Origin of the sequence: Clostridium gelidum, assembly GCF_019977655.1 — a bacterium.
GTDB classification, from domain to species: domain Bacteria; phylum Bacillota; class Clostridia; order Clostridiales; family Clostridiaceae; genus Clostridium; species Clostridium gelidum.
In genome coordinates, this window is sequence record NZ_AP024849.1 from 3031842 (window position 1) to 3055303 (window position 23462).

A 23462-nucleotide genomic window follows, 5' to 3' on the forward strand; every position below is an offset into this window, starting at 1 on the left:
TTTATTGAATTTAGAGCAATGGTGCTCTGCTAAGCAGAATACCATTGCTTTTTATAATTTAGTATATAAAAATGGAGGAATTTATTATGGAACACAGAAAATTAAAACGAACTTTAAAAACAAGTGATTTGGTAATTTTTGGTCTGGTATTTATGATACCTCTAGCTCCAGCCGGAATGTATGGCGTATATTTACAGCCATCTGGCGGAATGGTTGCATTGTGTTATTTAATAGGAATGGTGGCTATGTTCTTTACCGGAATGAGTTACAGGGTCATGTCACAAAAATTTCCAACAGCAGGTTCTGTATATGTATATGTTCAGAAAGGCGTATCGCCTGCATTAGGTTTTCTAACAGGTTGGGCTATATTATTAGATTATTTCTTAATGCCTGCAACTGTTGTTATTATCGGAAGTATCTATGGTAATTCTCTTATACATTCGATTCCAGCTTGGATTTGGATACTAGTGTTTATCATCTTTAGTACGACAATTAATGTTTTAGGTGTAGATTTGATGTCTAAATGTAGCTGGATACTATTTGCATTGCAGATTGTCGTAATAGTAGCCTTTATAGGATGTATTATCAGACTTTTACTTAATGGAACTATTCATTTTAACATGATTTCATTTTATAATCCTGCGCAATTTGACTTATCTAGTATTCTTAAGGCAACAGGTATTGTTGTTCTTAGCTATTTAGGATTTGATGCTATTAGTACATTAGCAGAGGAAACTATTAATCCAGAAAAAGCTGTAGGAAAAGCAATTATACTTTCAATTTTGATTATTGGATTAATATTTATTGGAACCACTTTTTTTGCAGGAATGGCATATCCAAATTATCAAGACTTAAATCCTGATACTGCTTTTACAGATGTTGTTACCTTTGTAGGTGGTACATGGCTTAATATATTAACAACAATTACATTAATTGTTTCCTTTGGAATAGCAACAACACAAGCTTCTCAAGTAGCGGTTGCAAGAGTGCTTTTTGCAATGGGAAGAGACGGAGTGTTGCCAAAGCAATTGGCCTATGTTAGTAAAAAAACTCAAAGTCCTGTAGTTGCTACGGTATTAGTTGGAATCATTATAACACCTATTTCACTGTTTTGTTCTCTTGAATTTATAACTTCAATCGTAAGTTTTGGTGCCTTATTAGGTTTTATTTTATTAAACCTTGCGGTAATCAGTAAATTTTTACTTAAAAATGATGAACCAATCAACTTAAAAAAGAAAATAATAAATTATGGAATATGTCCTATGATTGGCTTGGCAGTAACTATGTGGATTTTTGTTAATCTAGATGCAAACGCACATTTAATTGGATCAATTTGGCTGTTAGTCGGCGGCTTATATTTAGCAGGTGTTACAAAATTCTTTAGAAACCCTGTTCCACAGTTGGAGATAGGTTAGGCATATTAAAAAAAATGAAGCAGCTTACTTATAAGAATCATTTTAGAATCTATATGGTTTTTCTTTAAAACTTATTAAAGACGACTATGATTTTTCATATAATTCCACATGATATTAGTAAAAGGAATACTCAAAGCACGTATATTGCTCTGAATATTCCTTTTACTTTTCATTCATTATATAATAATTATTCGTTTTTTATATTCGACTTCTTTTAATGACTTTATATACATCTTGGGTGTTGTATTTGTAAATTCGTGAAAATCTTTAATCATATGAGATTGATCATAATAACCTAACTCCATAGAAATCTGCGTCAAATTAGATTGAATCATATCTTTATCTAGCTCATTTAAAGTACTTAATAAATATTGAAACCTCATAAGTTTACAAAATACTTTCGGTGATAATCCAAACTCTTGAGAAAATGTCTTATTTATATATCTAACTGAATATCCCGTTGCCTCTGCAAGTTCGTTAATTTTAATTTTTCCTGCCGTCTGCATAATGTTATTCAGCATATATTTCTTTAAATCCTTATATTTATTTATTTCTTTAAAATTAGCATAAAACTTTATATATCTTTCTAAAAACACCTGTATCTGATAGTTAAAATCTTTGCTTGAAGTAATTTTTTCAAACAGCTCGTTATCTTTTATCACTTCTAAAAATGGAATTTCTTGTTCAACCAAATCTGACATGGTTATATTTTTAAATTTAAATGGACTTCCTGGTAAAAATCTTACTCCAAAGAAATATTTATTTTCAGTATTATGGGTTAATGTTGGACGAAGAACTGTTCCGCATACATGTGCATATGGGGTCTTATCATCACAACAGAATAGTATATCAATACATCCATCTGGTACTGCGATAAAAGGCCTTTCTATAATATCTTCTTTCTGGAAACAGTAGAAATGAGAAATTCCATAGTTCATTATAACTGCCTTATAATAATGAGATGTAGTCATTACAAAGTATGGCTGCTTAGGTCTAATAATATTTTCTTTTATTTCTCCCATCATATCTCATTCACTCCTCTTCTTTTCTTAAGTAAATTAAACTTCCTTGAATTTGTAAAACCATCTGTACATTATTACTTAAAATATAACTATTTATATTAACTATATATTATTTACTTGAGGTTGAAAATACATTTTCAATAGCTATGCAGGAATAAAATTATTTTTAATTATATTCAGCAAATAAAGTTTTATCATTCCTTCTGCATCCATTTAAATTTTAACTAACTAAGAAGGTCTATTAAGCATAGGATTACCAACCATTGTAAAAAAGAGGTCTAGTTTCTTCTTCGAAACTAGACCTCTTTGTCTTTCTTAAGTATTAGATTACTCCATGTATGAAAATAAAAATTGTAAAAATCGGAACTAAATCAATTATTATTTCTAATCTTATTAAATTTTAATATAAAGTTGTTGAGGTATATAGGTTTATACTACAATTTCAAAAGGTGATATACTATCTATATTGCGGATAGTACATCACCTTTTAAAGAATAGAAATTATATTATGAATGGTCAATAACTGCATCCATTTCAATTTCAACTAACTGAGATGGTCTATTAAGCATAGGAGTACCTACCATTGTAAAAAGCGGTTTGATATCATGAAAAATTTCTGAATAAGCTCTTGCAATTTCAGCTCCATACTTCATATCAGTTGTATAACCTTTTATTCTAATTACTTCTTCTTTTTTAGAACCTGATTTCTCTAGCAATTTCACTAGCTTTTCTAAAATATATTTTGTCTGCTCATAAGCACTGTCCTCGCCATAGACTGTACCATCAGGTTGTACAGAAGTAGTTCCCCCAATATAAACAAATGGACCAACCTTTACCATTCTAGAATATCCTGTTTTTTCTTCTAAGGGAGCACCTGATGAATAATTTGTTCTTGTTAAATCCATATTAATTCTCCTTCTTTAATACTATTTATAAAAAATCTCATACTAAAAAATCAACTTTAGTCTTCAAATTACTTAATAATTGATCTTTGATTATTTAATATCTAAATCTTAGCTTTAAATCTATCATAACGGAAGGCACTTATATCAAGAGTAGTTCCATTTCCTTCTACCATTTCTGATAACAGCATACCTACTGTTGGAGATATTCCAAAGCCATGTCCACAAAATGCACATGCAAGTATAAGTCCAGGAACTTCTTCTACATGACTTATGACAGGTACATGATCTTTACAATCATCTATCCAACCAGCCCAGGTACGTACTATTTTAGCATCTTTTAAATCTGGAAAATATTTTATTATTCCTCTACATATACATGAAGCTGTAATACTTGCCGTAGTTGGGGTTCCATTATCTTTATTTAAAGATTCATAACCTGATGAACCACCAAATACAAAGGAACCATGTTTACTTTGATGCCCATAAAAATCTGCCTCTGCAGTACCAAGCATTTGATAAAACATTGGCTTTTGAGCTTCTGTAACAAGAACTTCTAACAGAACCTGATTCATTGGAATATCAATCCCCACGGTAGCAGCTAGCTTTCGGCTTTCATAACCTGCTGCTAAAATTATATGATTTCCTTCATACACATTATTTTTAGTTACTACCTGTCTTGCTTTTCCTTTTATTTTTCTAATTTCAATAACTTCTTCCCCTGTAATAAAACGAGCACCTAATTCTCTTGCTTTACGATAGTAGCCTAAAGTTGTTGTTAAAGGATTAGCATGTCCATCAGTAGGGCACCAGCTTGCCCCTATAACTTCCTCTGAAAGATATGGATTGATTTCTCTTACTTCATCTCCTGATATTATGTTTACATCAAGTCCACAATCCTCCGCATTCTTAGCAATATTTGTTAATATCTTCATATGCTCAGGTGTTTTCCCAAGTCTTAAATTTCCTTTTTGGTAATATTCCACATCCACTCCTAGTTCTTCTGAAAGGTTAGGCCATAAGTTTTTTATGCCATACATCGCAAGTGGAAGTTCTCTTTTATCACGTCCTGATTGACGAACTCCTCCTCCATTTCTTGTTGAACCACCATCTCCAACACTGTCACCTTTATCTAGGACAATAACAGAATGGCCTTTTTTTGATAAGTAATATGCTGCTGCATTTCCAATTACACCACTTCCGATAATTATTACATCTGCATTATTTTTCATGTTATTCCCCCCTTTGTTCATTTCCGAAGACTTCCATTTCTATTGGTCTCATAGGCGCACGTGATACTGATGGTTCTAATTCTAAAGGCGATATTTTAAGCTCTCTTGCTACAATCCCATTAACCAATTTACCACAGGTTTGCCCTTGACAAAGACCCATACCAGTTCTTAAATATCTTCTAATTTCAGTTATGGTAAACATACCATCATGTACTGCTCTTCGTATTTCGCCTTTTGTTATTTCTTCGCAGCGGCAAATTATTATATTGTCATCAAGCTGCGGAATGAATTTACCTATATCTCTTGATCTATCATTTACTTTACTCATAATCTTACCTCCTATGCCTGCTTAAAAAATCTTACTTTCATACCCATTTCACTGGGAACCTTTATTGTTAATAAATTTGTGTTGTCAAAGGCTTTAACAGATTTAACTTCTACTACTTCCACCTCACATGTTTCTTTTCCACTTCTATCTAAACCAATGCCTTTTGCACCTTTTTCTGGTAGTGGTAAAAATTCATATGGAAGTGTTATTGAAGTATAACCTTCTTCAAAGTCTTCATTCACAAGGAAAATTGATTGACCAGAACAAGATGCTACACACATACCACAGCCAATACATGTTGAATTTTCATCAACAACTGGAAGAGAGGTAATATTTGCTCCAATCTTAATACAGTTTTTTGGACATGCATCTTGACATGGATTACAAGGAATATTTTGCGAACATTCTATAACTGGATGAATTCCCTTCATAGACTTAACCCCTGGATATTTTGTAACTTCTTCATCAGTTAAATATCCTTTCTTAAGCAAATTCTTTGAAACCTCAAAACCTTCATCTGTTTTTTCTATATCTTTTCCTTTATTTTCTGGTCCAAACATTCCTTGTCTTAAACTAGATAATGCTTTTTCCAATTCTTCAGTTTTTGCTTCTAATTCTTCTTTTTCAATAAATCCTAATCTATAAGATGCAGCTACCCCAGCAATTCTTCCTTCTATCATAGCTGAACTTGCTTCTTCAATTCCTGAAACATCGCCTGCTGCAAATATTCCCTTAATTGAAGTTTCACCATATTCATTACATACAGGAACATATCCACCCTTTTTAGGATTCTCCTCCATGATGCAGCCAGCCATTTTAGAAAGCTGTGACATAGGCGAAAGACCTACTGCAAGGCATATAGTATCAACATCAAAATGTTTTTCTGTTCCAGGTATTATCTGCCATCTATTGTCAACTTCACCAATAGTAACTCCAGTTACAAATTCTTCTCCTTCTGCCTTTATAATAGTGTGGGATAAATAGAATGGAACCCCGCATCTAGCTATTTTTGCAGCATGAACACCATATCCACCAATCTTAGGTGCTGCATCTACTATTCCAACTACTTCACATCCTGATTGTAAAAGTTGATATCCAACAACTACACCAACATTTCCACTTCCAAGCATAAGTATTTTATTTCCTGGCTGTACTCCATGAAGATTCATCATTGTTTGTGCTGCACCTGCTCCAATAACGCCTGGAAGTGTCCATCCATCAAAAGTAACCATATTTTCAGATGCACCGGTTGCAATTATTACTGCATCAGCCTTATAATGAACCACTTCATCTTCTATCTTTACAGTAACTTCCTTATCTAAATAAAGACCAATTACTATAGCATTTAAAACAACTTCTACTCCAACATCATTTGATTCTTGTAACAGTTCCTCACCTATTTTAAAACCTCTAATTTTTGCTCTATGCTCTTTTGATCCAAAAAACTTGTGTATTTGCTTAAATAACTGTCCACCTGGCTTAGAATTTTCATCAAACACAACAACCTTTAGTCCTCTTTTTGCAGCTTCTATAGCAGCTGAAAGTCCTGCTGGTCCTGCTCCAACTACTATCACATCATATCTTTTCATTCAACTAACGCTTCCTTTCATAAAAATTTTTATGCTTCTTTTTCAGCTGAAACACCATATTGTGTTTGAACCTTCATACCTTCAACTAAAGGAGTAACGCAAGTTCTTACATTTGGTTTACCATCAACTACCATAACGCAATCTGTACATCTGCCAATAGCGCAGAATATACCTCTTGGTGATCCTTTTTTAGTATGTCTATGAACTAATACACCAGCAGCCCTTAATGCTGCTGCTATTGGTTCTCCTTCATATCCTTCAAACGTTTTCCCATCAAATTCAAAATTCACTAAACGTCCTTTATTAGGCTCACCTAAAATTGGATGATTTTCAATTCTCATACAAAGCTCTCCTTTCAATTCTAATAATTGTGCCTAAGCTAATTGTGGCTCATCCCAAAGATTTAACTTAGTCCCGATTCCTTTCTCAATGGCATTTCTATAAACTATAGATCCCCATGCAACGTCTTCTATTGGCATTCCCCCAACTGAATAAATAATGATTTCATCTTTTTCACGATGCACTGGAACCTTTCCAATTAACACATCTCCTAAATCATCAATTTTTTCTTTGCTCATTTTACCTTCTGAAATTAAATCCATACAGTGTACTGCTGGAATAGGAATAGAATTATATGCAGGAAAGTCCATTTCTTCCTCCCAGGCTTCATATAATTGAATATTATCAGTAACAGTTCTAGCTCTATTTAAAATAAAATCATCATCAAATCTTGCTGCTGCTGGACAACATAATATTGCACCTGGCTTAATCCATTCTTCACTTATATATGGATATTCATTAATATCTCCAGTTGGACTTGATGTAGCAATATGTACAACATCACTATCTCTAACAGCATCTTCTATTGTATCTACAATTTTTATATCTTTAATTTCTGGAAACTCCTCGTTAAGATAATTTACAAATCCATCTGTTGACTTTTTACTTCTTCCTTTAATTTTAACTGTTTCAATTCCTGGTCTAACAGCTATAGTTGCTGCAAATGCAGTTTTACTCATAACACCAGGTCCGATAATTCCAACTACTTTAGAATCTTCTTTAGAAAAATATTTCACTCCCACACCAGGTACTGCACCTGTTCTATAAGCACTTAAGATATTAGCTGACATATATGCAATAGGAGCTCCTGTATCCTTATCATTTAAAGTAAGCATAAGTATTGATCTTGGAAGACCTTTACTCTTATTTTCTACGTTTGATCCATACCACTTCATTCCAGCCATATCAAACTTGCCACCTAAATAAGCAGGCATTGCCATAAATCTTCTATCTGGCCCGTCTTTAGGCATGTTAGGGAATTGAGATTCTTCTGGAAAAGTCATCATAACTCCATGTGAATTTCCATTAGGACCGCCCATACGATAGTCACCAATTTTTAATAACTTGAACATTTCCTCCATAGCTTCTACACAGCCAGCCATTTCCTTAACTCCAGCTTTAATCATGTCTTCTTCATTTAGGTATAAGAAATCAATTTTTGTTTCGCTCATATTAATATTCCTCCCAAGCTAACTATAAATTTTATAAAAAAAGAAGGCCTAGCTTCTTCTTTGAAACTAGGCCTCATTGCCTTTCTTGAGTATTATATTACTCCATCGCTGCAAACATAAATTGTAAAAATCGGAATTAAATCATCTATTAATTTATAAACATTAATAATGATGATAATCTTTGCCCTTGCTCAGCTTCTATTACTGTATCAGTTGCTTGCTTCTTTTTATTATCTTTTTCAAGTCCTTTAGCAATACTAAAAAAGCCACTCAAAATGAGTGGCTTATATTATTCATTATTAAATTTGTTATAACTTTGAATTTACTGCACAAAAATCACAGTACTTCTTATTTCTAGTATTTCTTCATTTATCAAACTCAAAATCATGATAATAGTCTACGAAATAAACCCTAAACATATTGCCAATAATCGTTCCAAATAAACGTATTTCTGACTGAAGTCCTATCCGTAGTATTTTTAATTCTTTTTCCCATTTTACAATCTCGCTGAATAACATTTAAAAATCTCTACATCTTTAATTGGCTCATTTGATGGTTCAAAAGATTTTGAACTACCTCGTGCAATCTTCCATGGGCTTTCTTGATGACAAATACTTTCTAATTGATTTCCAGTATATCCTCCATACACATCAATTACTTGATTCAACACATCCAAGTCATCTTCTGAAAAATTAGCCAATTCGCCTTCGTATTTTGGTATAACTCCAGAACCATGTGTCTTATATTAGGTACTGGATAGTCCATATCAGATATAATCACGGATTCTTCTGATCTAAAATTCTATCAATCAGCGCATTAAATATACTACTTAAAAAACAGATAAATGATCTGCAATATGAATAGCAAAATATCTGTTATATTGTTCTTTGCTTAACTTTCCAAATAAAAGATGTGATTTCAGTTCTCCTTTATACGAGCTGAATTTTTCAATTGAGGCTACTAAAATCTGAACCCCTTCTTCAAAAGAACCTTTATTTTCAATTGCTGGAGAACCAAGAACATCAGCGTGAAGATCGTGTTTCATAGCTCCCTGCTTAAGAAATTTATTAATTGCCAACTTTCCAATTGTATTTCTGACAATAGCTGGCTTCAAGGAAGGATAGCCTGTCATTGAATATTCGATAGTTTTTGAACAATGTACAAAAATCTGATACGCACTCCATTCTGATTGAGATGATAGTGTGGTCTCATTCAAATTTTCTATCGCCTTCTTTGCATCTGAAAGAGATGTTAACTTAATATTCATAATATAAACTCCTTTTTTATTATAGTTCATCAATTATTTATACATTATCACTATAATGTATAAAAGACAATAATAATTTGCCGATAATTAATATTAATTATTTTAATATAATCAACTATACGAATGGATAACACAAATATAAATTTCTCATATTCTGAAGATTTGAATGTGAAAAACCCTTACCAAGTTCATCCGATAATTCTTTAATTAATATTATATACTTCAATAATTCTACCAATACCACTTAAAATCTTCTGCCATAGTTTGTCTCAAGAAACACTGAAAGCCACTGAAATCAGTGGCTTTTCATTGTATAAAAATTCTAGTTCTTATTTGGTGGAGGCGAGCCGTAACTTTTAAAATCCACCAATAAAATTCACCTCTACTTATTACTAAAAGTAATAATCCATTCTTTTATATATTCAGAATCGTATTTTCCTGATGCAACTCCTAATCCAAGGTCTATAACATCTTCATCACTACAGAGCAGTTCAATTCCATTTACATCTAAAAACACCATCATTACTAAAATCCCTATTCTCTTGTTCCCATCTAAGAAAGGATGGTTATTAATAATACTAAAGCCTAACCTTGCAGCTTTAGAATGTATAGATGGATATAATTCTTCGCCTGCAAATGACTGAAATGGAGAATTTATTGCTGACTCCAATAACCCTTCATCTCTAATTCCATCTAAGCCACCAGTCTTTTTAATTGCTACCGAATGTAAATGTATAATTTGCTGATTGCTTAGGTGTCTCATTTAGCCAACTCCTCAAATGCCTTTAGATGTTTACTTAAAATATTATTTGCTGCTTCTTCTACTGTAGCATCATCTGCAATAGTATCTTGCTGAAACTTACTATAATCTATTAAAACATACCTTGGCACATTATTTTTAAGTATAACTGCTGCACCATTTTCGTCTACCATTCTTGCAACTTTAGAGAAATTTTGATTAGCTTCAGATATAGAAACTAAATTATTAATATTTACTTGCATAAAAACACCTCCTTCTATAATTATATTATATACTATTTTAGGATAAATTAAACCTAAAACACACTTAGTCTTCCACTTCTCTAATTCTTCGTTTAAATGGACTTAAATTAATAAATAAATCATCTATATTCTCTGCCTGCTCAAAGCTTTTTCCTAGTATACTTAGAAGTTCTTCTTGACGAGGTTGTCCTAAAGTAAGCCTATATAAAGATAGAACTTTAATTAGTCTATTATATTTTACTTGATCTTTACTCATTGGATACATAGGGACTATTCTCTCTATTTTAATTGTATCCTCATCAGTATTAGGTAAACTCCAATAAGGCACTAAATCTGAGTTATTACCTTTTTCTTGTTTGCTGGCTTCATTAAACATCTCTTCCCATATATCTTGCCTAAACGCTATGTCTCCGTATTTTTTAGCGATGTTTTGCCTTATGGCTAAGCACTTAAATCTATTAATTCTGCCTTCTCTTTGCTCCAAATCTATAGGGTTAGCTGGTAAATTCCAGTGTATTATTTTTCTGCAATTCAAATGAAAATCTAAGCCTTCCTGACCTATGGATGTAGTTGCAAGGACAAAGGGTCTGAAGGGCGAATTAAAAGCCGTTCTTATATTCTCAGTACGTTGAATATTCTCGTCATCACCTTTTGCATTATAGTATCCTACTGCAAAATGAGCTCTAAGCCCTGATTTTTTTCTTTGTCCTGTAAAAGAATCATAGGTATCTATTTCTGAAGTAGAAGTTCTAAGATTCATTCCTTCTGAAATTTGTTCTAATAAATCTGAAGCTTTTACTCCTAGAGTATGGGAATACTCATCTAGAACAGCTTGTATATTTCCATCTACCAAGTAAGCTAATACATTCTTGTAATAGGTTCTTTCACTTCTTTTTCCATAGAATAAATCAACGGCTGCAATCGATTCTGGTTTATTAAATAAACTTACAAATAGCTCTCCTAATTTTTCAGCCATATTATTATCTTTGAATATCCTCATTCCACACACTGCTGGAGAACCAATTATCATATTAGTTATAACCTTAGCTGCATCCATTGGCATATCCCCATGATTGTCCTCTAAATTTTCTCCATCCCAAATGCGAGGAGCATCAACATACCAGGATACATCTCCTCTTTGACTCTCACCGATTCCACACTTAGTCTTAATTTCATTTAATTTCTCAGCTACCTTTTTCTCTAATTCTACCTTAATATCCTTTATGTCTTTACCTATGTATTCTAACGGATTAAACATATCAGCTAAAGATTTTGAAGCTAAGGTTAAAGTTTGAGTCCTTTCTTCTATAAGTCTTGGTCTAAGAAACTTTCTTTTAACATCTTCTGTGAAATATCCTTTACCTGCCTTTTCTGTTTCACTATTATATAACTTGCCAACTGTAAGCCTTTCAACCTCATAAGTCATCATTCCTGCAATCATCTTTGGAACCATTTCCCATGAAGAAAAAACTAAAACCTTAGAAGCATTAGAGTTTTTATCAAAGAGACTATTAGTTACATAATATGGCTTTGAAGTAGGTATCCATAATAATTTTTCAAAGCCATTTCTACCTCCTTGGAACAACATTTCTTTTAAATTTTCTAACCTAGCATTATTCATTGGAATCTCTTTATAATTTTGAATCTGATTCCTATTTAAGAATAAGTCCTTTCTTTTATTTAAGAGACTATAATCCTTATGCTTATTAAAATAATTTACGATTTCTCTCTTTTGTTTATATTGATTCATAAAGGAAAGTAGATAGGGACACGATTTAACATAATCTATAGGTATGTTACTAGCTCCAATATCCTTCAATAAACTCTGTGTTTTAACATAGGAAATTATATCTCCTTGCTCAATTTCTATCTCTCTAGCTTGACTATCATCTATGATTCCATTTTTATTTACATTAAAGCGCTCGGTCCTGCATACTCCTTGATACATTGCATCTTCTGCTTCATTTTTACATATTCTTAGAGTTGTGTAATCCTTATTCTTAAATTCAATTAACTTGTTAGAATAGTTGTTCCATACCTCTCTAAAATTTTTTCTTTTAACTTCATCTGTAAAAATAAAATCCATTACTTGCATAAACTCTACATAATGCTCTTCATCATTGTTTTCACTAATCTCTTCTATAGTAGAGTATGGCTTATAAGGTGTTGCTGATAAAAGTAAAACCTTTGTGCTATCATGTTTTAAAAACTTCTCAACAATCATTCCTGTTTCATTTTCTGCATGTAAAAGCTGTCTAAAGTTCTGAAATTCATCCATTATGACTAAATCTGGCTCTAATTTATCAAGACTTATATGTGCAAAAATAGTTCTTAATTCAGTTAAAATATCATTATTGTTATAGCTTTCTTCAAGCTTTGCCAAGCTACTTCTTTCTCTTATTTTCTCTATCAATTCAGGTGAAATTTTCTTATTTAAAGCTTCAACCATTTCTAAAATATACCTATTACCACATATGTCATCGCATTGAATAACTTGTCCTTCATAATACTCCATTGCCCATTCATAAAATGCTTTGGTATTATTACTCATGAAATCTTTAAAACCGTTCATATCCTTAAAGCAATCCATTCTCATCAGTAAAGCATACATAAGTGCTCGTTCCGATACGCTGCCAGAACTTTTAACTGTTGCAAAAGAGGTTATAGGTGTTAATGGAATCAACTGCATATAATCATGGTCTTCACTTTCCTGCATATATATTTTTATATGTTGCATAGATAATCTTCCTTGAGATACTTCTACACAGTTTTTCTTTGGTATTCCTAGCTTTCTAGAATTTTGTTTAGCTATATTAGCATTAGAACAAATATACACTACCTTGAAAAAATCATCCTTTAAATCATCTTTATGCCACTGTGATACCTTCTCAATAACGGTTTTGGCTATTATAGTTTTTCCTAGTCCAACCTCATCAGCTAAAAGCACTCTATTTTGTCCTTCTTTTTTTAAAACTTCAAAAATTCTTTGAGCTGTAGCCTCTTGAAAATCCTTTGCTTTCATACTTATTTCACCTTCTTTGCTGCTAAAATAAATGTATTATACATCTTCTTGAAATTTTCTGATACAATATCCTTATCCAACCGTTTCATAACAGCTTCAATATCCTTTAACTTATTAGGATTATCAATAATTATTTGCAGCATTTTTTCATAGATAATGACTGCATTGTTATTTAACTTAGAATTACCATCTAAGAGCCTTCTGCTTTCCATGTATTCCCTCAATTCATAGGCTGACTCTGTATAGCTATCCCCTAGTAAAAAGGAAATATAAGCATAAAAATCATCCTTATTTTTAATGATTGATTGATATATTTTATCGTCCCTATCCTTTGGGATATCCTTAGTTTTTATTTTCACAACAACCTCTTTATCTCCTACTTTTATTACATAAAACTCTGAAAGCTGTGTAATTGTTAGCTTCTCTAAAGTAGTTAAATTTTCTATTTCCTTGTAAGTATTCTTTCGCATCAGTGGAGCTATTTTTCCTCTTATGTCAGGATTAAGTTTTTTAAAGTTTACTTGAATATCATAGTTTGTACCGTTACTTATAACCCTTGCTTCTTTTATTGCCCAAATAATCTCTTTAATTTGTTTTAAATATAACTCCTCTTCCTCTTCTTTTTTATTAAGATCAATATTTGTTACTAATTCAAAAGGATTATCCTCTTCTGGCAGCAAATCACCAATAAACTTTTGATAGCTCATGGTTCTTGGTTTAAACTTTAACTTAATAAGAAATTCAACATTATTGTAAAAAGCATTGTGAGAAGCATTAGCTGAACCTAAATATAGAAAGTTTCCATCATAACCACCCTCAAAATATAATTTACCATGGATATCTTGCTTCTGCCATTGTTCTATACTTTCTTCATCTCCACCATCCACTATTATATCTTTCATAGCATAAACACCGTTATTAAAAACATCTAGGGTTTTATTGGTAATAGAGCTTCTTCTAGTTATTATCTTTCTTGTATTTCTTGCACTTTGCTCAAATTTTTCAATAATATCATCACTTAAAAATGGAGATACAACTAAAAGTTCATTGTGAGTATTAAACAAATCTAAATCCTTTCCTTTATATCCCGGAATTCCAATTGGCATAAATTCATAGCTCTCAAAAGGTGACTCTAATTCAAACTCCTTAACATCTAAGATATTTTCCTGAAACTCTGAAATTTTATCTTTCTTTTCTTTATTGGCATACACTTTTACATACTCAAGCATATCCCTTAATGGAATATTTTCGTTTTTAGTCCTACTTCTATGCCTTCCAACTCTTCCAGTAAAGGCAAAGGAAACATCCCAGCTTCTATCAAAGGTTAAATTTCTACTTAAAACAATTATCTTAATATAAGCATTTCCATCATCATCTGAATATTTAATAAACCACATCTTGGGATGAAAATTACTAATTTCATTAGCTTTAACTTCAAAAACGCTATTCTCCAATAAGGAATACACACTTTGTATCTTTTGAGGCAGCTTTATTCCTCCTGGATTACAGAAGATAGCAATTTTATCACTACTTTTTCGAATTCCTTCTAACAAGAACATGGGCACATCCTTTAAATTAGAATCCATGCTCTCAAGTAATCCTAGTGACATAGGTACTCCTAATAAGGCTTCCAAGTCTAAAGAGTATGTTAATGCAACTGCAAATTCAACATCATAACCTACCTCAGGTTGAAGTGAATTACCATAGTCTAAACGATTGTCTGAGGGACTTAATAATGTTTTAAGCCAACTTATTCACCTAACCCTTCTAAAATGTCATTAATTATAGTAAGTGCTGAATAGTACCTGTAATTAAGCTTATAATTGTGAATGGCTGTATTATATTGATATTCCATAGGCTTACAAAGTTTTGCACGTTCACCCTTAACCTCTTTTTCTCTATTTATAATACATCTATCGATAGCTTCGATATCTTTATTTAACACTGCCTTAAGAAACTTCTTAAGAAAATCCTTAGTTGTTCCCTTACAATTGATTCTTGTCATGATTTCCTCAAACCTTAAAGCTACTACATCAAATTTATCAATCCAATTATTCCAAGATTTTATTTGCTCCATATCCAGCTTTTGAGAATATATAACGTTATATCTAATATGAGCTCCATATATAAAATCCGCTAACTCTTTTGCCAGCTTATAATCATTTTTTATATCACTTGGCATTGGTAAGTCTTCTAAATCCTCAAAATAAAAATTACTAATATCTATCTTATTTTTAATAATAAATGATAGTAAAGAATCTCTCGAATGTATAGATGAAATAATATGATCACTAATATATAAAGCTTCTTCCTTGGTTAGTCTAATATCTATATTTTTTTCAAAATCAAAATTTGCCTTTATAGGTGAAAAAATTGAAATTCCATCATTAGCTGCAGTTTCATCATCATAGGATTCTTCACCTTTAACTATTTCAATATTTCTTTTCTTATTTCCTTGATTGTAAATTAATATTGCTGCTTGATCCATAGAAATACGATTATCAAGTAAAATTCCATAGGTACGCATCCCATTCCAATAAATAGAGGAAGGTTTTCTTTTTACATGCTTTCCTTGCTTTAATGACCTGCTTCCTATAATTCCAGCATCATCTTCGCCACCATTCTTAACTAAAGTTGAAACTAGGTTGTCCTCTTTTCTATTAACCCAAGGTACAATCTCACTAACTCTTTTAAACTTTTGTGATCCAGCCAAACTAAAAATATATGGAATAATAACAAAATACTTAGCTCTTGTTTGGATTGTTGATATGCCTGGAAATAGAATATCAGCATATATATCTCTTAAAGTTCCTATTCCTAATTCATCTAGTGCCGTTGTGGTTGACAACAAATCCAGTGTTGCCATAACCTTATTCCGTTCTTCTCTTGAAAAATCTATCCATCCTAATTGCATAATGTATTCCCAGCTTTCTTATGTTTAATTTATGTTAAAAACTATATTCATCATCATTTTTTTCTTTTGCTAACACCTTTAAATTTAGCTATTTTCATTTATAAGTTTTTTTAACTTCTTCAATTCATTTTTCTTTTTCATAAAAATTCATTTTGCTTTTATCGAAATAGATAAAAGTTCACAATAATGAGGCCAACTTAATTAGCCAGACAATGTCTGGCAATTTGGATAACACAAATATAAATAACTTTCTCATATATTCCGAAGATTTGAACGAGAAAAAGCTTTACCAATTTCAATTGATAATTCGTAAGCGTCAAAGAATCGACGCGTAGCGTTAGTATAATTTAAGTGATAAAATAAACCCAACAGAAAAACTTATATTCTCTGTTGGGTATAATTTTATATAGAAATAATTATTTGGTAGTCTTAACGCGCAGTTCATCTTGAATGCTTTCAGACCATGGCATACATTTTTCTAGTATGTCCATTTCCTTAACTTCTGAATTTGCAAACATTTCAAATAAATATACTAAATACTTTTCCACTGCTAAGCCATTGGCTTTAGCCGTTTCAGTAATACTATAAAGTAATGCACTTGATTTTGCGCCTTTTACTGTCTTGGAGAACATCCAGTTTTTTCTGCCAATTACAAATGGTTTTATAGCTCTTTCAGCTGCATTATTATCAATTTCAAGACATCCATTTGTCAAGAAAGTTCTCATATATGGCAACAACTTTTGAGCATATGCAAGAGCTTTACCTAAAGGACTTTTAGGAAGAGCATTAACAATTTCATTATCTACATATTCTTGAAATTTATTAAGAATGGGTGCAGATCTCTTGAGCCTTATTGCATGTCGATCACCATAATAATCATCACTACATATATATTGTTCCCTTAGATCTTTTTCAACTTTATAAAGTCGCTCACAATAATTAAACCCTTCTATTGCGTGAGACTGCTTTAGAGCTTCGGGGTTTAAGGTTGATATTATATCAAAGAATTTTCTTCGAATATGGGCCATACAATATAGTCTTTTTATATTCTTAACTTTATTATAGCCATCATATCCATCTGTTTGAAGATATCCAGAGAAACCTTCAAGAAATTCTTCAGCACAAGAACCAGATCTTGTTTTCTGATAATCATATAAAATTATATGGTTCTCTATGCCTCCGGAGCGATATAGCCACATGAACCTTTTTGAGTTGGAGTCTTTTCCATTTTCCTCAATAACCTTCACATAAGTTTCATCGGCGTGGATATAATTTCTTCTTAAGAGTTCCTCTTTCATATAATGAAAAACAGGCTGAAGTTCATTTGCACAACTTATTATCCAGTTGGATAATGTCTGTCTTGAAAGATTAACATTCATCATCTTAAAATATGATTCCATTCTATATAATGGCATTGCATATTGATATTTCATGCTCACAACATGAGCTAATAATTCATTTGAAGCCATACTTTTATATAAGAAAGTATTTGGAATTTTTGCAGAAATTATATTGGCTTTATCAGCATCCGCTTCGCAATTTTTGCAAGCATATGTATATGAAATATGTTCTTCTATGTAAAGTTCTGCTGGCTTATATTTTAAAATTTCTTTTGATTTTTTACCGATTATAATTAAATCATTCCCACATTTATCGCAAAATGTTTCAGAGTCAGCAAGTTTATGCTCAATTGTAACTCTATCTAGGCCGGATAGATTATCTTTCTTTCCTAAATGAGAAGATGATTTTTTTCTTGTATATGTAATTTCTTCAATGGAAGGCTCATCTATTTTAATATCACTGTTTTTTTCAGCATCATTAAAAAGTGAGAGCTGTCTTGAATCAACTTGTTCACTAGATTGTCCAAAAATTTTTCTGTTTTTATTAAGGAGCTGTCCTTTAAGAAAAGCCAATTCCTTTTTTAAATCATCAATTTCCTTATCTTTTGATTCAATGTCTTTTTCCATTTTAGAAATCAATAATTTTGTTTTTTTATCAAGTTGATCTTCTAAATCTAAAATATCCATCCCTATACCTCACAACAAATATAGGGGTATTTTACCACAAAACCCTCAATTCCGAAACTTGTAAAAGTTCAAAATTAAGGGTTTACAGCGATATTTGTTTTAAAAGCTATTTCTTACTTCAATTGGCTTAAATTTAGACTTAGTTCTAACTTCATATCCCATAAGCAACCATTTCAATTCCTCTTTGTTGATTTTAAGAGCTTCGTCTGGAGTCATCGGCCATTTCAATTTACTATTTTCAAGTCGGAAATAGTACAGCCAGAATCCTTCATCAAAGTGAAGTATCTTAATTTTATTCATTTGCCTATTGCAAAAAACAAACAAGGCTTTTTCAAACGGATCCAACTTTAGCTGCGTTTGCACAATCACTACTAGTCCATCAATACTTTTTCTCAAATCTGTTATTCCACATGCAAGATAAACTGTATTAACTTTATTAAGATTAAACATTTGTAATCAAATCCTTAAGCAACTTACTCAAAATAGCTATTTCATTAGCCGGTACATATATTTTAGCGGCTCCTATTTCTATTATTATATTAGGTCTATCAGCTGGAACTACGGTGACTTCAGTTGTTACTTTTTCTTCTCTCATTGAAATTGCATGAAACTGTAAATTATTATCTTCATTCTTGAATTTCTTTTTATAGTAATGAAATTGACTTTTAGTAATGTGATTTGCATTGCAGAAAGTTCCTAACGTTCCTTCGTAAGAAGAAAAGGTAGCAACAATTTCTCTCCAATTTATCTTCTCATTATTATTCATGTAAATAAACCTCCATTGTTAAAATCTATGTTAATTTTAACATTGAAGGTTTATATTTATCTATCCGTTAATTTTTTTACGTTTACGATAATTCTACTAATACCACTTAAAAGATTCCATCATAGTTGTCCGAAGAAACACTAAAAAACCACTGAGTTCAGTGGCTTTACATTGTATAAAAACTCTAGTTCTTATTTATCCAAAAAATTACATTTTAATACAACTTAGCGAGTTTTTTAGTAAATATAATAATTTAATATTGCTAAAAATTGAATACCTTGTAATGATATATTTCCTAATACTAGCAGGCTCGAGAGGATATCAAGTACGTCTAGGTACTAACACTTTATCCACTATGCAAAATCAGTATCTTTTTCTGCTGCCTGTACGAACAATTGGTCTAGCAATTTTATTATCTATATCTTTTTCTATTTTATTTATTTAATAAAATTCTTTTATCTCTTTTAAGAGTTCTTCTTCATTTCTATTTTCGTGAACATAATCCATATTTTGTTTACTCCCTGTTTTTAAATATTGCAACCATCCTTGTAGTGATGAGATATAATCATCTTCTAATGTAGACAATCTTGAATATTTACCTACATATACATTACCTGCATTCCATGATTCATGCCTGACTGGAAACAAGTAGCCAAAGCCCTCATTTTTAATTACTTTAGCATATCCATCTTCGTCAATAACAAGTTGATTACTGAATCTATCATCTGCCTTTCTCATTTCTTCCTCAATTTCTTTTTTTGTAAATAAATGAGTAGGTTTACCACACTTAAAAAGTTTAATTGAGAAACAATTTTCATATTTCTCTAATTCTGCCAACTTGTTTTCTTTTAGTAATGTGGATATTTTTTGCTCAAGCTTATTTTTTAAGATTATCATTAACTCTCTATCATCAATGCAATAACAGTCATTTTCTAATGGTGAATTCAATTTTCTTATATATCCGTCTGTACAGAGATAATTATCCACTCCTTTTAAATTTTCAAGTGAAAAATGATCGCTTGGAGATTTAAATGTAAAAGCAAATTTTATTTTTTCTACAGAAGATAATTCATATAGATGTAATAATGTCTTGAAATTCCATTGATTGAAATTATCTTTGATATACTCTTTACTCTTTTGTTGTTCAGCAAATTTCGCTCTAACTTCATTGCTATTTTTCAGTTCCGTGAAATCCATTTTGAAAGGATTTCGATTAAATTCTTCTAAGTTAAGGATTCTAGATTCTATATCTTCATCTGATAAATGTTTTAATGCATCATCTTGTTTAGCATAATTATATAATTCTTCATAATTGCTTATTAAGTTATTCATATATTCTCTGAAAGCAATATCACTACAATCACCATGCCTACCATCATATGTTCCATTTATTCCATTGTATGGTCCGCTCTTCATTACAATTAAGAACTTTCCTTTAGTGCACCTGTGTACTATTTTATATCCTTTTGGTAAAGGAGTTCCTGTGTCATAGTCGTATACTCCATATTGAGCATATTGAGCTGATACATAATTACCCGGACTATCTTCAACCAAATATTCATAATTATTGTAAGTATTACTTTCGAAAATCGATCTCATTTCATTAAGCTCAAGCAAAAAATAATTCCACCTATATTTTTTTTCAAATCCTTCAAAATGTAATATTCTAGGTTTAACAATATAGCAAAATCCTAGTGTATCATATAACTTAATACAACCATCTTCAGCTGCGTTTTCAGCATGAGAAAAATCCAAACCTCCACTATCATGAAAAAGCATATGATTATATGCGGGGGTCTTACCGATAATATTTAATACTTCTACAATTTTATTAATATTCCTCCACGATGACGACTCTGGAGGATTTGACCCAAATAACTGTTTATTAAGAAAGTTCCAATCACTAGCTTGAGATTTATCTATGTCTGAATATATAACCAACCAATTTTCTAATCTTTCTTTAAATTCCTTTATAGTTGGACGAATTTCAGGAACATTATCAGTAGCAGCTCTAAGAAGCTCATCTATTTCTACAAGATGAGTATCTTTATATTTATCAATATACCGTAAACTATGACTTGAATCCAAATAGTTATATACCCCATCAAATCCTTTTTCATCTTTAGATAAGAACATCCACATTGTTTTTGCAACTGAAAAAACATCAGCTTTTTTGCCATCAGCACTTTTAGGATTTCGCTTCATTTCTGGGGCAATGGTGAATATTGCTCCAAGCCCCTTATCAGATTTTGTGAATTCATTTATATTTTCCGGAAATTCAACTAATCCAAAATCTCCAAAATAAAATCTACTTTTATAATAATATATGTTTGAAGGTTTAATATCTCTATGTGAAATACCCTTTTCATGTAGCTTTTCTAATGTCTGACATAATTGAATAATTCCTTGAGCTATTTCTTTAATATTAAGTTCGTTTTCAAGGATATATTCTATCGCAGGTTTTGCAATAGACATTGTATACCAATATTCATCAATAGAAAAATCAAAGATAGGAATAATTCCTTCTATCTCTGTGCAATTATCTTTTATAACATTAATTTCGTCAATAAATCTGCCCTTTTTCTCAGCCCCACCTGCATTTAAATCTTTTAATGCATATTCTTCCTCATTATCTTTACATTGAACATGATATACTTTTGCATTTCCTCCTTCACCTAATTCATTTAAAGTATTATAGCTGCTATGCCAGCTTTTAGTTTTGGACATATTTTTCACTTCCTCTTTCCTTCTGAATCAATGTCAGGCTCCTCATAATCTAAAGTATCTAGTCTTGGCATAGGAACCTCCTTTAAGCTACCACAAGCTCTTTTCTATTTTATCAACAAGGGAGATATCGGCTGGCAGCCATTTCACGCTGTATAAATTATCTTTGCAAAGCCACTTTGCAGCTTCCGCTTCTTTTAGTGCGATTTCTCCATTTACTATAACGCACCAAAAGCAGTCCATACTCAAATGGAACTCTGGATAGTCATATTCAATTGTATCAATCAAATCTCCAACTTTTATTTCTACATCCAGCTTCTCACGTATTTCTCATAGAATAGCCTCTTATGGTGTTTCGCCAGTTTCAATTTTTTAACCAGGGAATTCTCATTGACTCTTAAAATCACCATAACATCTTGCAGTACAAAATATTTTTGCTTTATTATCAAAAGAGTCACGTATTACTGCGGCTACTATTTTAATTGTTTTCATTTTCAATTACCATCAAATAGTTAACAACTTCTTTACAATTAAAAATTATCAATTTATTTTTCTTTGGATTAATCGATGTATACTATCAACCTCTTTTTTTGCATTAGCTATAACAAGGCTTCTATATTCTTCACAATTAGTATTAAAAGTGCCATCCTCTATTCTTTTTCTAATTATCAAGTAATAAAAACTATTCTGCATAAAACGTTCAAAACAATATGTATGCTTTAGACAAATAAAACAGTTTTTATAATTAGCAATAGCAATACACCCTTCTGTTCCAAAAGACGGTGAATTTTTCACACACATTTCTAATATTTCATTTTCACTTAATAAATTCTTATATACGCTAATAGACGCAGACTTATAACGTCTCCATAAATCTGTCATATTCTTTTCTTTCTCCAGCTTAGAAAACACATGCTCTCTAGCATCAACATGTTCTTCAAAATAAGCAACAAGCTCTTTTTGTGTCACCTCTTCAATAACAGTAAGACTATTAGTAACCCAACCGGTATCTGTGTTTCTAAAACAATGCCCCTCTGCTCGTACTTTAAATATTCTATCCTCATCATATCTTGTACCATTTTCTGCATTCTTAACAGACGTTGTAATGCAATCTCTCCATGAAAAAACATCCTCTATAGAGGAACAAAAATGTGAATAAACATCCTGATAATTTGTAGATAAGGGGTCCCTTCTCTCTTCTACATACGGAATACTAATCTCATAAATATACCAACTTGTATGTAAAATCCCATTTAGAATACTTAGCCCCTTATAACCATACATAGTACTATCAGTCAATTCATACTTTGAATCACCCTCTTTAATAATCTCAAGTAAATCTATCTCCATAATTAAAAACGGTCTTATAACTTCCTTTTTTCTAAACACGCCTCTTCCATAATCAAAGCTCTCTAAATATGCTGTAAAGTATTCTCCGGATTTACTTTTAACAGCACAGTACAAACCAACTTTACTTTTCCACCACTCATATAATCCTTTGTCATATCTACCCACACAACAAGAATAAGAATCATATCTACTAATCCCACTAGAAAAATCATAATCTTCCTCGTACTTCTTAATAGATTTACATTGGTCACACATATATTTTTCTCGTTGTAACAATATATTCATTCGTTCCTTGAAGGAAATTGTTTTAACGACACTACATCTAACACATTTGCACTTCATTGTCTTAACTCCTTATCAAAAGCATTTTGTATATATATGAAGTATTTTA

General features: G+C 31.4%; 22 protein-coding genes. 1 reads left to right on the forward strand and 21 read right to left on the reverse strand.

The genetic code is table 11. The annotated features are described in order from the left end of the window. Nucleotides 1-86: 86 nt before the first annotated feature. Nucleotides 87-1415, forward strand: coding sequence for an APC family permease (locus psyc5s11_RS13620; protein WP_224033058.1), 1329 nt, complete (start codon nt 87-89; stop codon nt 1413-1415). Between the two features lie 176 nt (nt 1416-1591). On the opposite strand, the gene psyc5s11_RS13625 is transcribed toward psyc5s11_RS13620, so the two are convergent. The 21 genes from psyc5s11_RS13625 to psyc5s11_RS13720 form a co-directional block, all read right to left on the reverse strand. Continuing rightward, on the reverse strand, nt 1592-2440 hold the full coding sequence (locus psyc5s11_RS13625) for a helix-turn-helix domain-containing protein (RefSeq protein ID WP_224033059.1): 849 nt from the start codon (nt 2438-2440) through the stop codon (nt 1592-1594). A 503-nt stretch (nt 2441-2943) separates the two neighbouring features. Then, nucleotides 2944-3342, reverse strand: a complete 399-nt coding sequence (locus tag psyc5s11_RS13630; RefSeq protein ID WP_224033060.1) for a Rid family hydrolase — start codon at nt 3340-3342, stop codon at nt 2944-2946. A 101-nt stretch (nt 3343-3443) separates the two neighbouring features. Further along, a complete protein-coding gene (locus tag psyc5s11_RS13635; RefSeq protein WP_224033061.1) occupies nt 3444-4571 on the reverse strand; it encodes an NAD(P)/FAD-dependent oxidoreductase in 1128 nt (375 codons plus the stop codon). 1 nt (nt 4572) lies between these two features. Then, the gene (locus tag psyc5s11_RS13640) at nt 4573-4899 is read right to left on the reverse strand and encodes a (2Fe-2S)-binding protein (protein ID WP_224033062.1); all 327 of its coding nucleotides are present in this window, start codon (nt 4897-4899) and stop codon (nt 4573-4575) included. 11 nt (nt 4900-4910) lie between these two features. Beyond that, nucleotides 4911-6488 carry an FAD-dependent oxidoreductase gene (locus psyc5s11_RS13645; RefSeq protein ID WP_224033063.1) on the reverse strand — a complete coding sequence of 526 codons (1578 nt, stop codon included), beginning with the start codon at nt 6486-6488 and terminating at the stop codon, nt 4911-4913. Between the two features lie 29 nt (nt 6489-6517). After that, a complete protein-coding gene (locus psyc5s11_RS13650) occupies nt 6518-6829 on the reverse strand; it encodes a (2Fe-2S)-binding protein (protein ID WP_224033064.1) in 312 nt (103 codons plus the stop codon). A 33-nt stretch (nt 6830-6862) separates the two neighbouring features. Continuing rightward, nucleotides 6863-7999, reverse strand: a complete 1137-nt coding sequence (locus psyc5s11_RS13655; protein WP_224033065.1) for a tyramine oxidase subunit B — start codon at nt 7997-7999, stop codon at nt 6863-6865. Nucleotides 8000-8147: 148 nt separating this feature from the next. Further along, on the reverse strand, nt 8148-8273 hold the full coding sequence (locus tag psyc5s11_RS27895) for a hypothetical protein (RefSeq protein WP_258712292.1): 126 nt from the start codon (nt 8271-8273) through the stop codon (nt 8148-8150). 222 nt (nt 8274-8495) lie between these two features. Next, nucleotides 8496-8699, reverse strand: coding sequence for a Panacea domain-containing protein (locus psyc5s11_RS13660; protein WP_224033066.1), 204 nt, complete (start codon nt 8697-8699; stop codon nt 8496-8498). A 129-nt stretch (nt 8700-8828) separates the two neighbouring features. Beyond that, complete coding sequence (locus tag psyc5s11_RS13665) at nt 8829-9266, reverse strand: DUF1569 domain-containing protein (RefSeq protein ID WP_224033067.1); 438 nt, start codon at nt 9264-9266, stop codon at nt 8829-8831. A 382-nt stretch (nt 9267-9648) separates the two neighbouring features. Further along, a complete protein-coding gene (locus psyc5s11_RS13670) occupies nt 9649-10029 on the reverse strand; it encodes a type II toxin-antitoxin system death-on-curing family toxin (RefSeq protein ID WP_224033068.1) in 381 nt (126 codons plus the stop codon). Continuing rightward, nucleotides 10026-10268, reverse strand: coding sequence for a type II toxin-antitoxin system Phd/YefM family antitoxin (locus tag psyc5s11_RS13675; RefSeq protein ID WP_171779958.1), 243 nt, complete (start codon nt 10266-10268; stop codon nt 10026-10028). Before psyc5s11_RS13675 ends, psyc5s11_RS13670 begins: the two co-directional genes overlap by 4 nt. Nucleotides 10269-10332: 64 nt before the next feature. Further along, nucleotides 10333-13290 carry a DEAD/DEAH box helicase gene (locus psyc5s11_RS13680; RefSeq protein ID WP_224033069.1) on the reverse strand — a complete coding sequence of 986 codons (2958 nt, stop codon included), beginning with the start codon at nt 13288-13290 and terminating at the stop codon, nt 10333-10335. A 2-nt stretch (nt 13291-13292) separates the two neighbouring features. Further along, nucleotides 13293-14900: a phospholipase D family protein gene (locus psyc5s11_RS13685; protein WP_224033070.1), complete on the reverse strand. Its 1608-nt coding sequence runs from the start codon at nt 14898-14900 to the stop codon at nt 13293-13295. A 140-nt stretch (nt 14901-15040) separates the two neighbouring features. Next, entirely contained in the window at nt 15041-16204 is a 1164-nt protein-coding gene (locus tag psyc5s11_RS13690) for a DUF6361 family protein (protein WP_224033071.1), read from the reverse strand. A gap of 416 nt (nt 16205-16620) precedes the next feature. After that, nucleotides 16621-18231, reverse strand: a complete 1611-nt coding sequence (tnpC, locus tag psyc5s11_RS13695; protein WP_224033072.1) for an IS66 family transposase — start codon at nt 18229-18231, stop codon at nt 16621-16623. Nucleotides 18232-18330: 99 nt separating this feature from the next. Beyond that, the gene (tnpB, locus tag psyc5s11_RS13700; RefSeq protein WP_224033073.1) at nt 18331-18681 is read right to left on the reverse strand and encodes an IS66 family insertion sequence element accessory protein TnpB; all 351 of its coding nucleotides are present in this window, start codon (nt 18679-18681) and stop codon (nt 18331-18333) included. Continuing rightward, nucleotides 18674-18997 carry an IS66 family insertion sequence element accessory protein TnpA gene (gene tnpA / locus psyc5s11_RS13705; protein WP_224033074.1) on the reverse strand — a complete coding sequence of 108 codons (324 nt, stop codon included), beginning with the start codon at nt 18995-18997 and terminating at the stop codon, nt 18674-18676. The genes tnpB and tnpA overlap by 8 nt, the downstream gene beginning before the upstream one ends. Nucleotides 18998-19438: 441 nt before the next feature. Then, on the reverse strand, nt 19439-21724 hold the full coding sequence (locus psyc5s11_RS13710) for a protein kinase domain-containing protein (protein WP_224033075.1): 2286 nt from the start codon (nt 21722-21724) through the stop codon (nt 19439-19441). Nucleotides 21725-21811: 87 nt separating this feature from the next. Then, nucleotides 21812-21964, reverse strand: coding sequence for an NUDIX hydrolase (locus psyc5s11_RS28205; protein WP_375541950.1), 153 nt, complete (start codon nt 21962-21964; stop codon nt 21812-21814). Nucleotides 21965-22261: 297 nt separating this feature from the next. After that, nucleotides 22262-23413, reverse strand: a complete 1152-nt coding sequence (locus psyc5s11_RS13720) for a hypothetical protein (protein ID WP_224033076.1) — start codon at nt 23411-23413, stop codon at nt 22262-22264. Nucleotides 23414-23462: the final 49 nt, after the last annotated feature.

Bases quoted from the DNA above. Each gene is read 5' to 3' on its own strand.
- psyc5s11_RS13710 (WP_224033075.1), bottom strand. From the start codon at position 21,724: ATGTCCAAAACTAAAAGCTGGCATAGCAGCTATAATACTTTAAATGAA.
- psyc5s11_RS13640 (WP_224033062.1), bottom strand. From the start codon at position 4,899: ATGAGTAAAGTAAATGATAGATCAAGAGATATAGGTAAATTCATTCCG.
- psyc5s11_RS13625 (WP_224033059.1), bottom strand. From the start codon at position 2,440: ATGATGGGAGAAATAAAAGAAAATATTATTAGACCTAAGCAGCCATAC.
- psyc5s11_RS13685 (WP_224033070.1), bottom strand. From the start codon at position 14,900: ATGTCACTAGGATTACTTGAGAGCATGGATTCTAATTTAAAGGATGTG.
- psyc5s11_RS13635 (WP_224033061.1), bottom strand. From the start codon at position 4,571: ATGAAAAATAATGCAGATGTAATAATTATCGGAAGTGGTGTAATTGGA.
- psyc5s11_RS13655 (WP_224033065.1), bottom strand. From the start codon at position 7,999: ATGAGCGAAACAAAAATTGATTTCTTATACCTAAATGAAGAAGACATG.
- psyc5s11_RS28205 (WP_375541950.1), bottom strand. From the start codon at position 21,964: ATGGACTGCTTTTGGTGCGTTATAGTAAATGGAGAAATCGCACTAAAA.
- tnpA (WP_224033074.1), bottom strand. From the start codon at position 18,997: ATGAATAATAATGAGAAGATAAATTGGAGAGAAATTGTTGCTACCTTT.
- psyc5s11_RS13675 (WP_171779958.1), bottom strand. From the start codon at position 10,268: ATGCAAGTAAATATTAATAATTTAGTTTCTATATCTGAAGCTAATCAA.
- tnpB (WP_224033073.1), bottom strand. From the start codon at position 18,681: ATGTTTAATCTTAATAAAGTTAATACAGTTTATCTTGCATGTGGAATA.
- psyc5s11_RS13720 (WP_224033076.1), bottom strand. From the start codon at position 23,413: ATGAAGTGCAAATGTGTTAGATGTAGTGTCGTTAAAACAATTTCCTTC.
- tnpC (WP_224033072.1), bottom strand. From the start codon at position 18,231: ATGGATATTTTAGATTTAGAAGATCAACTTGATAAAAAAACAAAATTA.
- psyc5s11_RS13645 (WP_224033063.1), bottom strand. From the start codon at position 6,488: ATGAAAAGATATGATGTGATAGTAGTTGGAGCAGGACCAGCAGGACTT.
- psyc5s11_RS13665 (WP_224033067.1), bottom strand. From the start codon at position 9,266: ATGAATATTAAGTTAACATCTCTTTCAGATGCAAAGAAGGCGATAGAA.
- psyc5s11_RS13690 (WP_224033071.1), bottom strand. From the start codon at position 16,204: ATGCAATTAGGATGGATAGATTTTTCAAGAGAAGAACGGAATAAGGTT.
- psyc5s11_RS13630 (WP_224033060.1), bottom strand. From the start codon at position 3,342: ATGGATTTAACAAGAACAAATTATTCATCAGGTGCTCCCTTAGAAGAA.
- psyc5s11_RS13650 (WP_224033064.1), bottom strand. From the start codon at position 6,829: ATGAGAATTGAAAATCATCCAATTTTAGGTGAGCCTAATAAAGGACGT.
- psyc5s11_RS13680 (WP_224033069.1), bottom strand. From the start codon at position 13,290: ATGAAAGCAAAGGATTTTCAAGAGGCTACAGCTCAAAGAATTTTTGAA.
- psyc5s11_RS13670 (WP_224033068.1), bottom strand. From the start codon at position 10,029: ATGAGACACCTAAGCAATCAGCAAATTATACATTTACATTCGGTAGCA.
- psyc5s11_RS13620 (WP_224033058.1), top strand. From the start codon at position 87: ATGGAACACAGAAAATTAAAACGAACTTTAAAAACAAGTGATTTGGTA.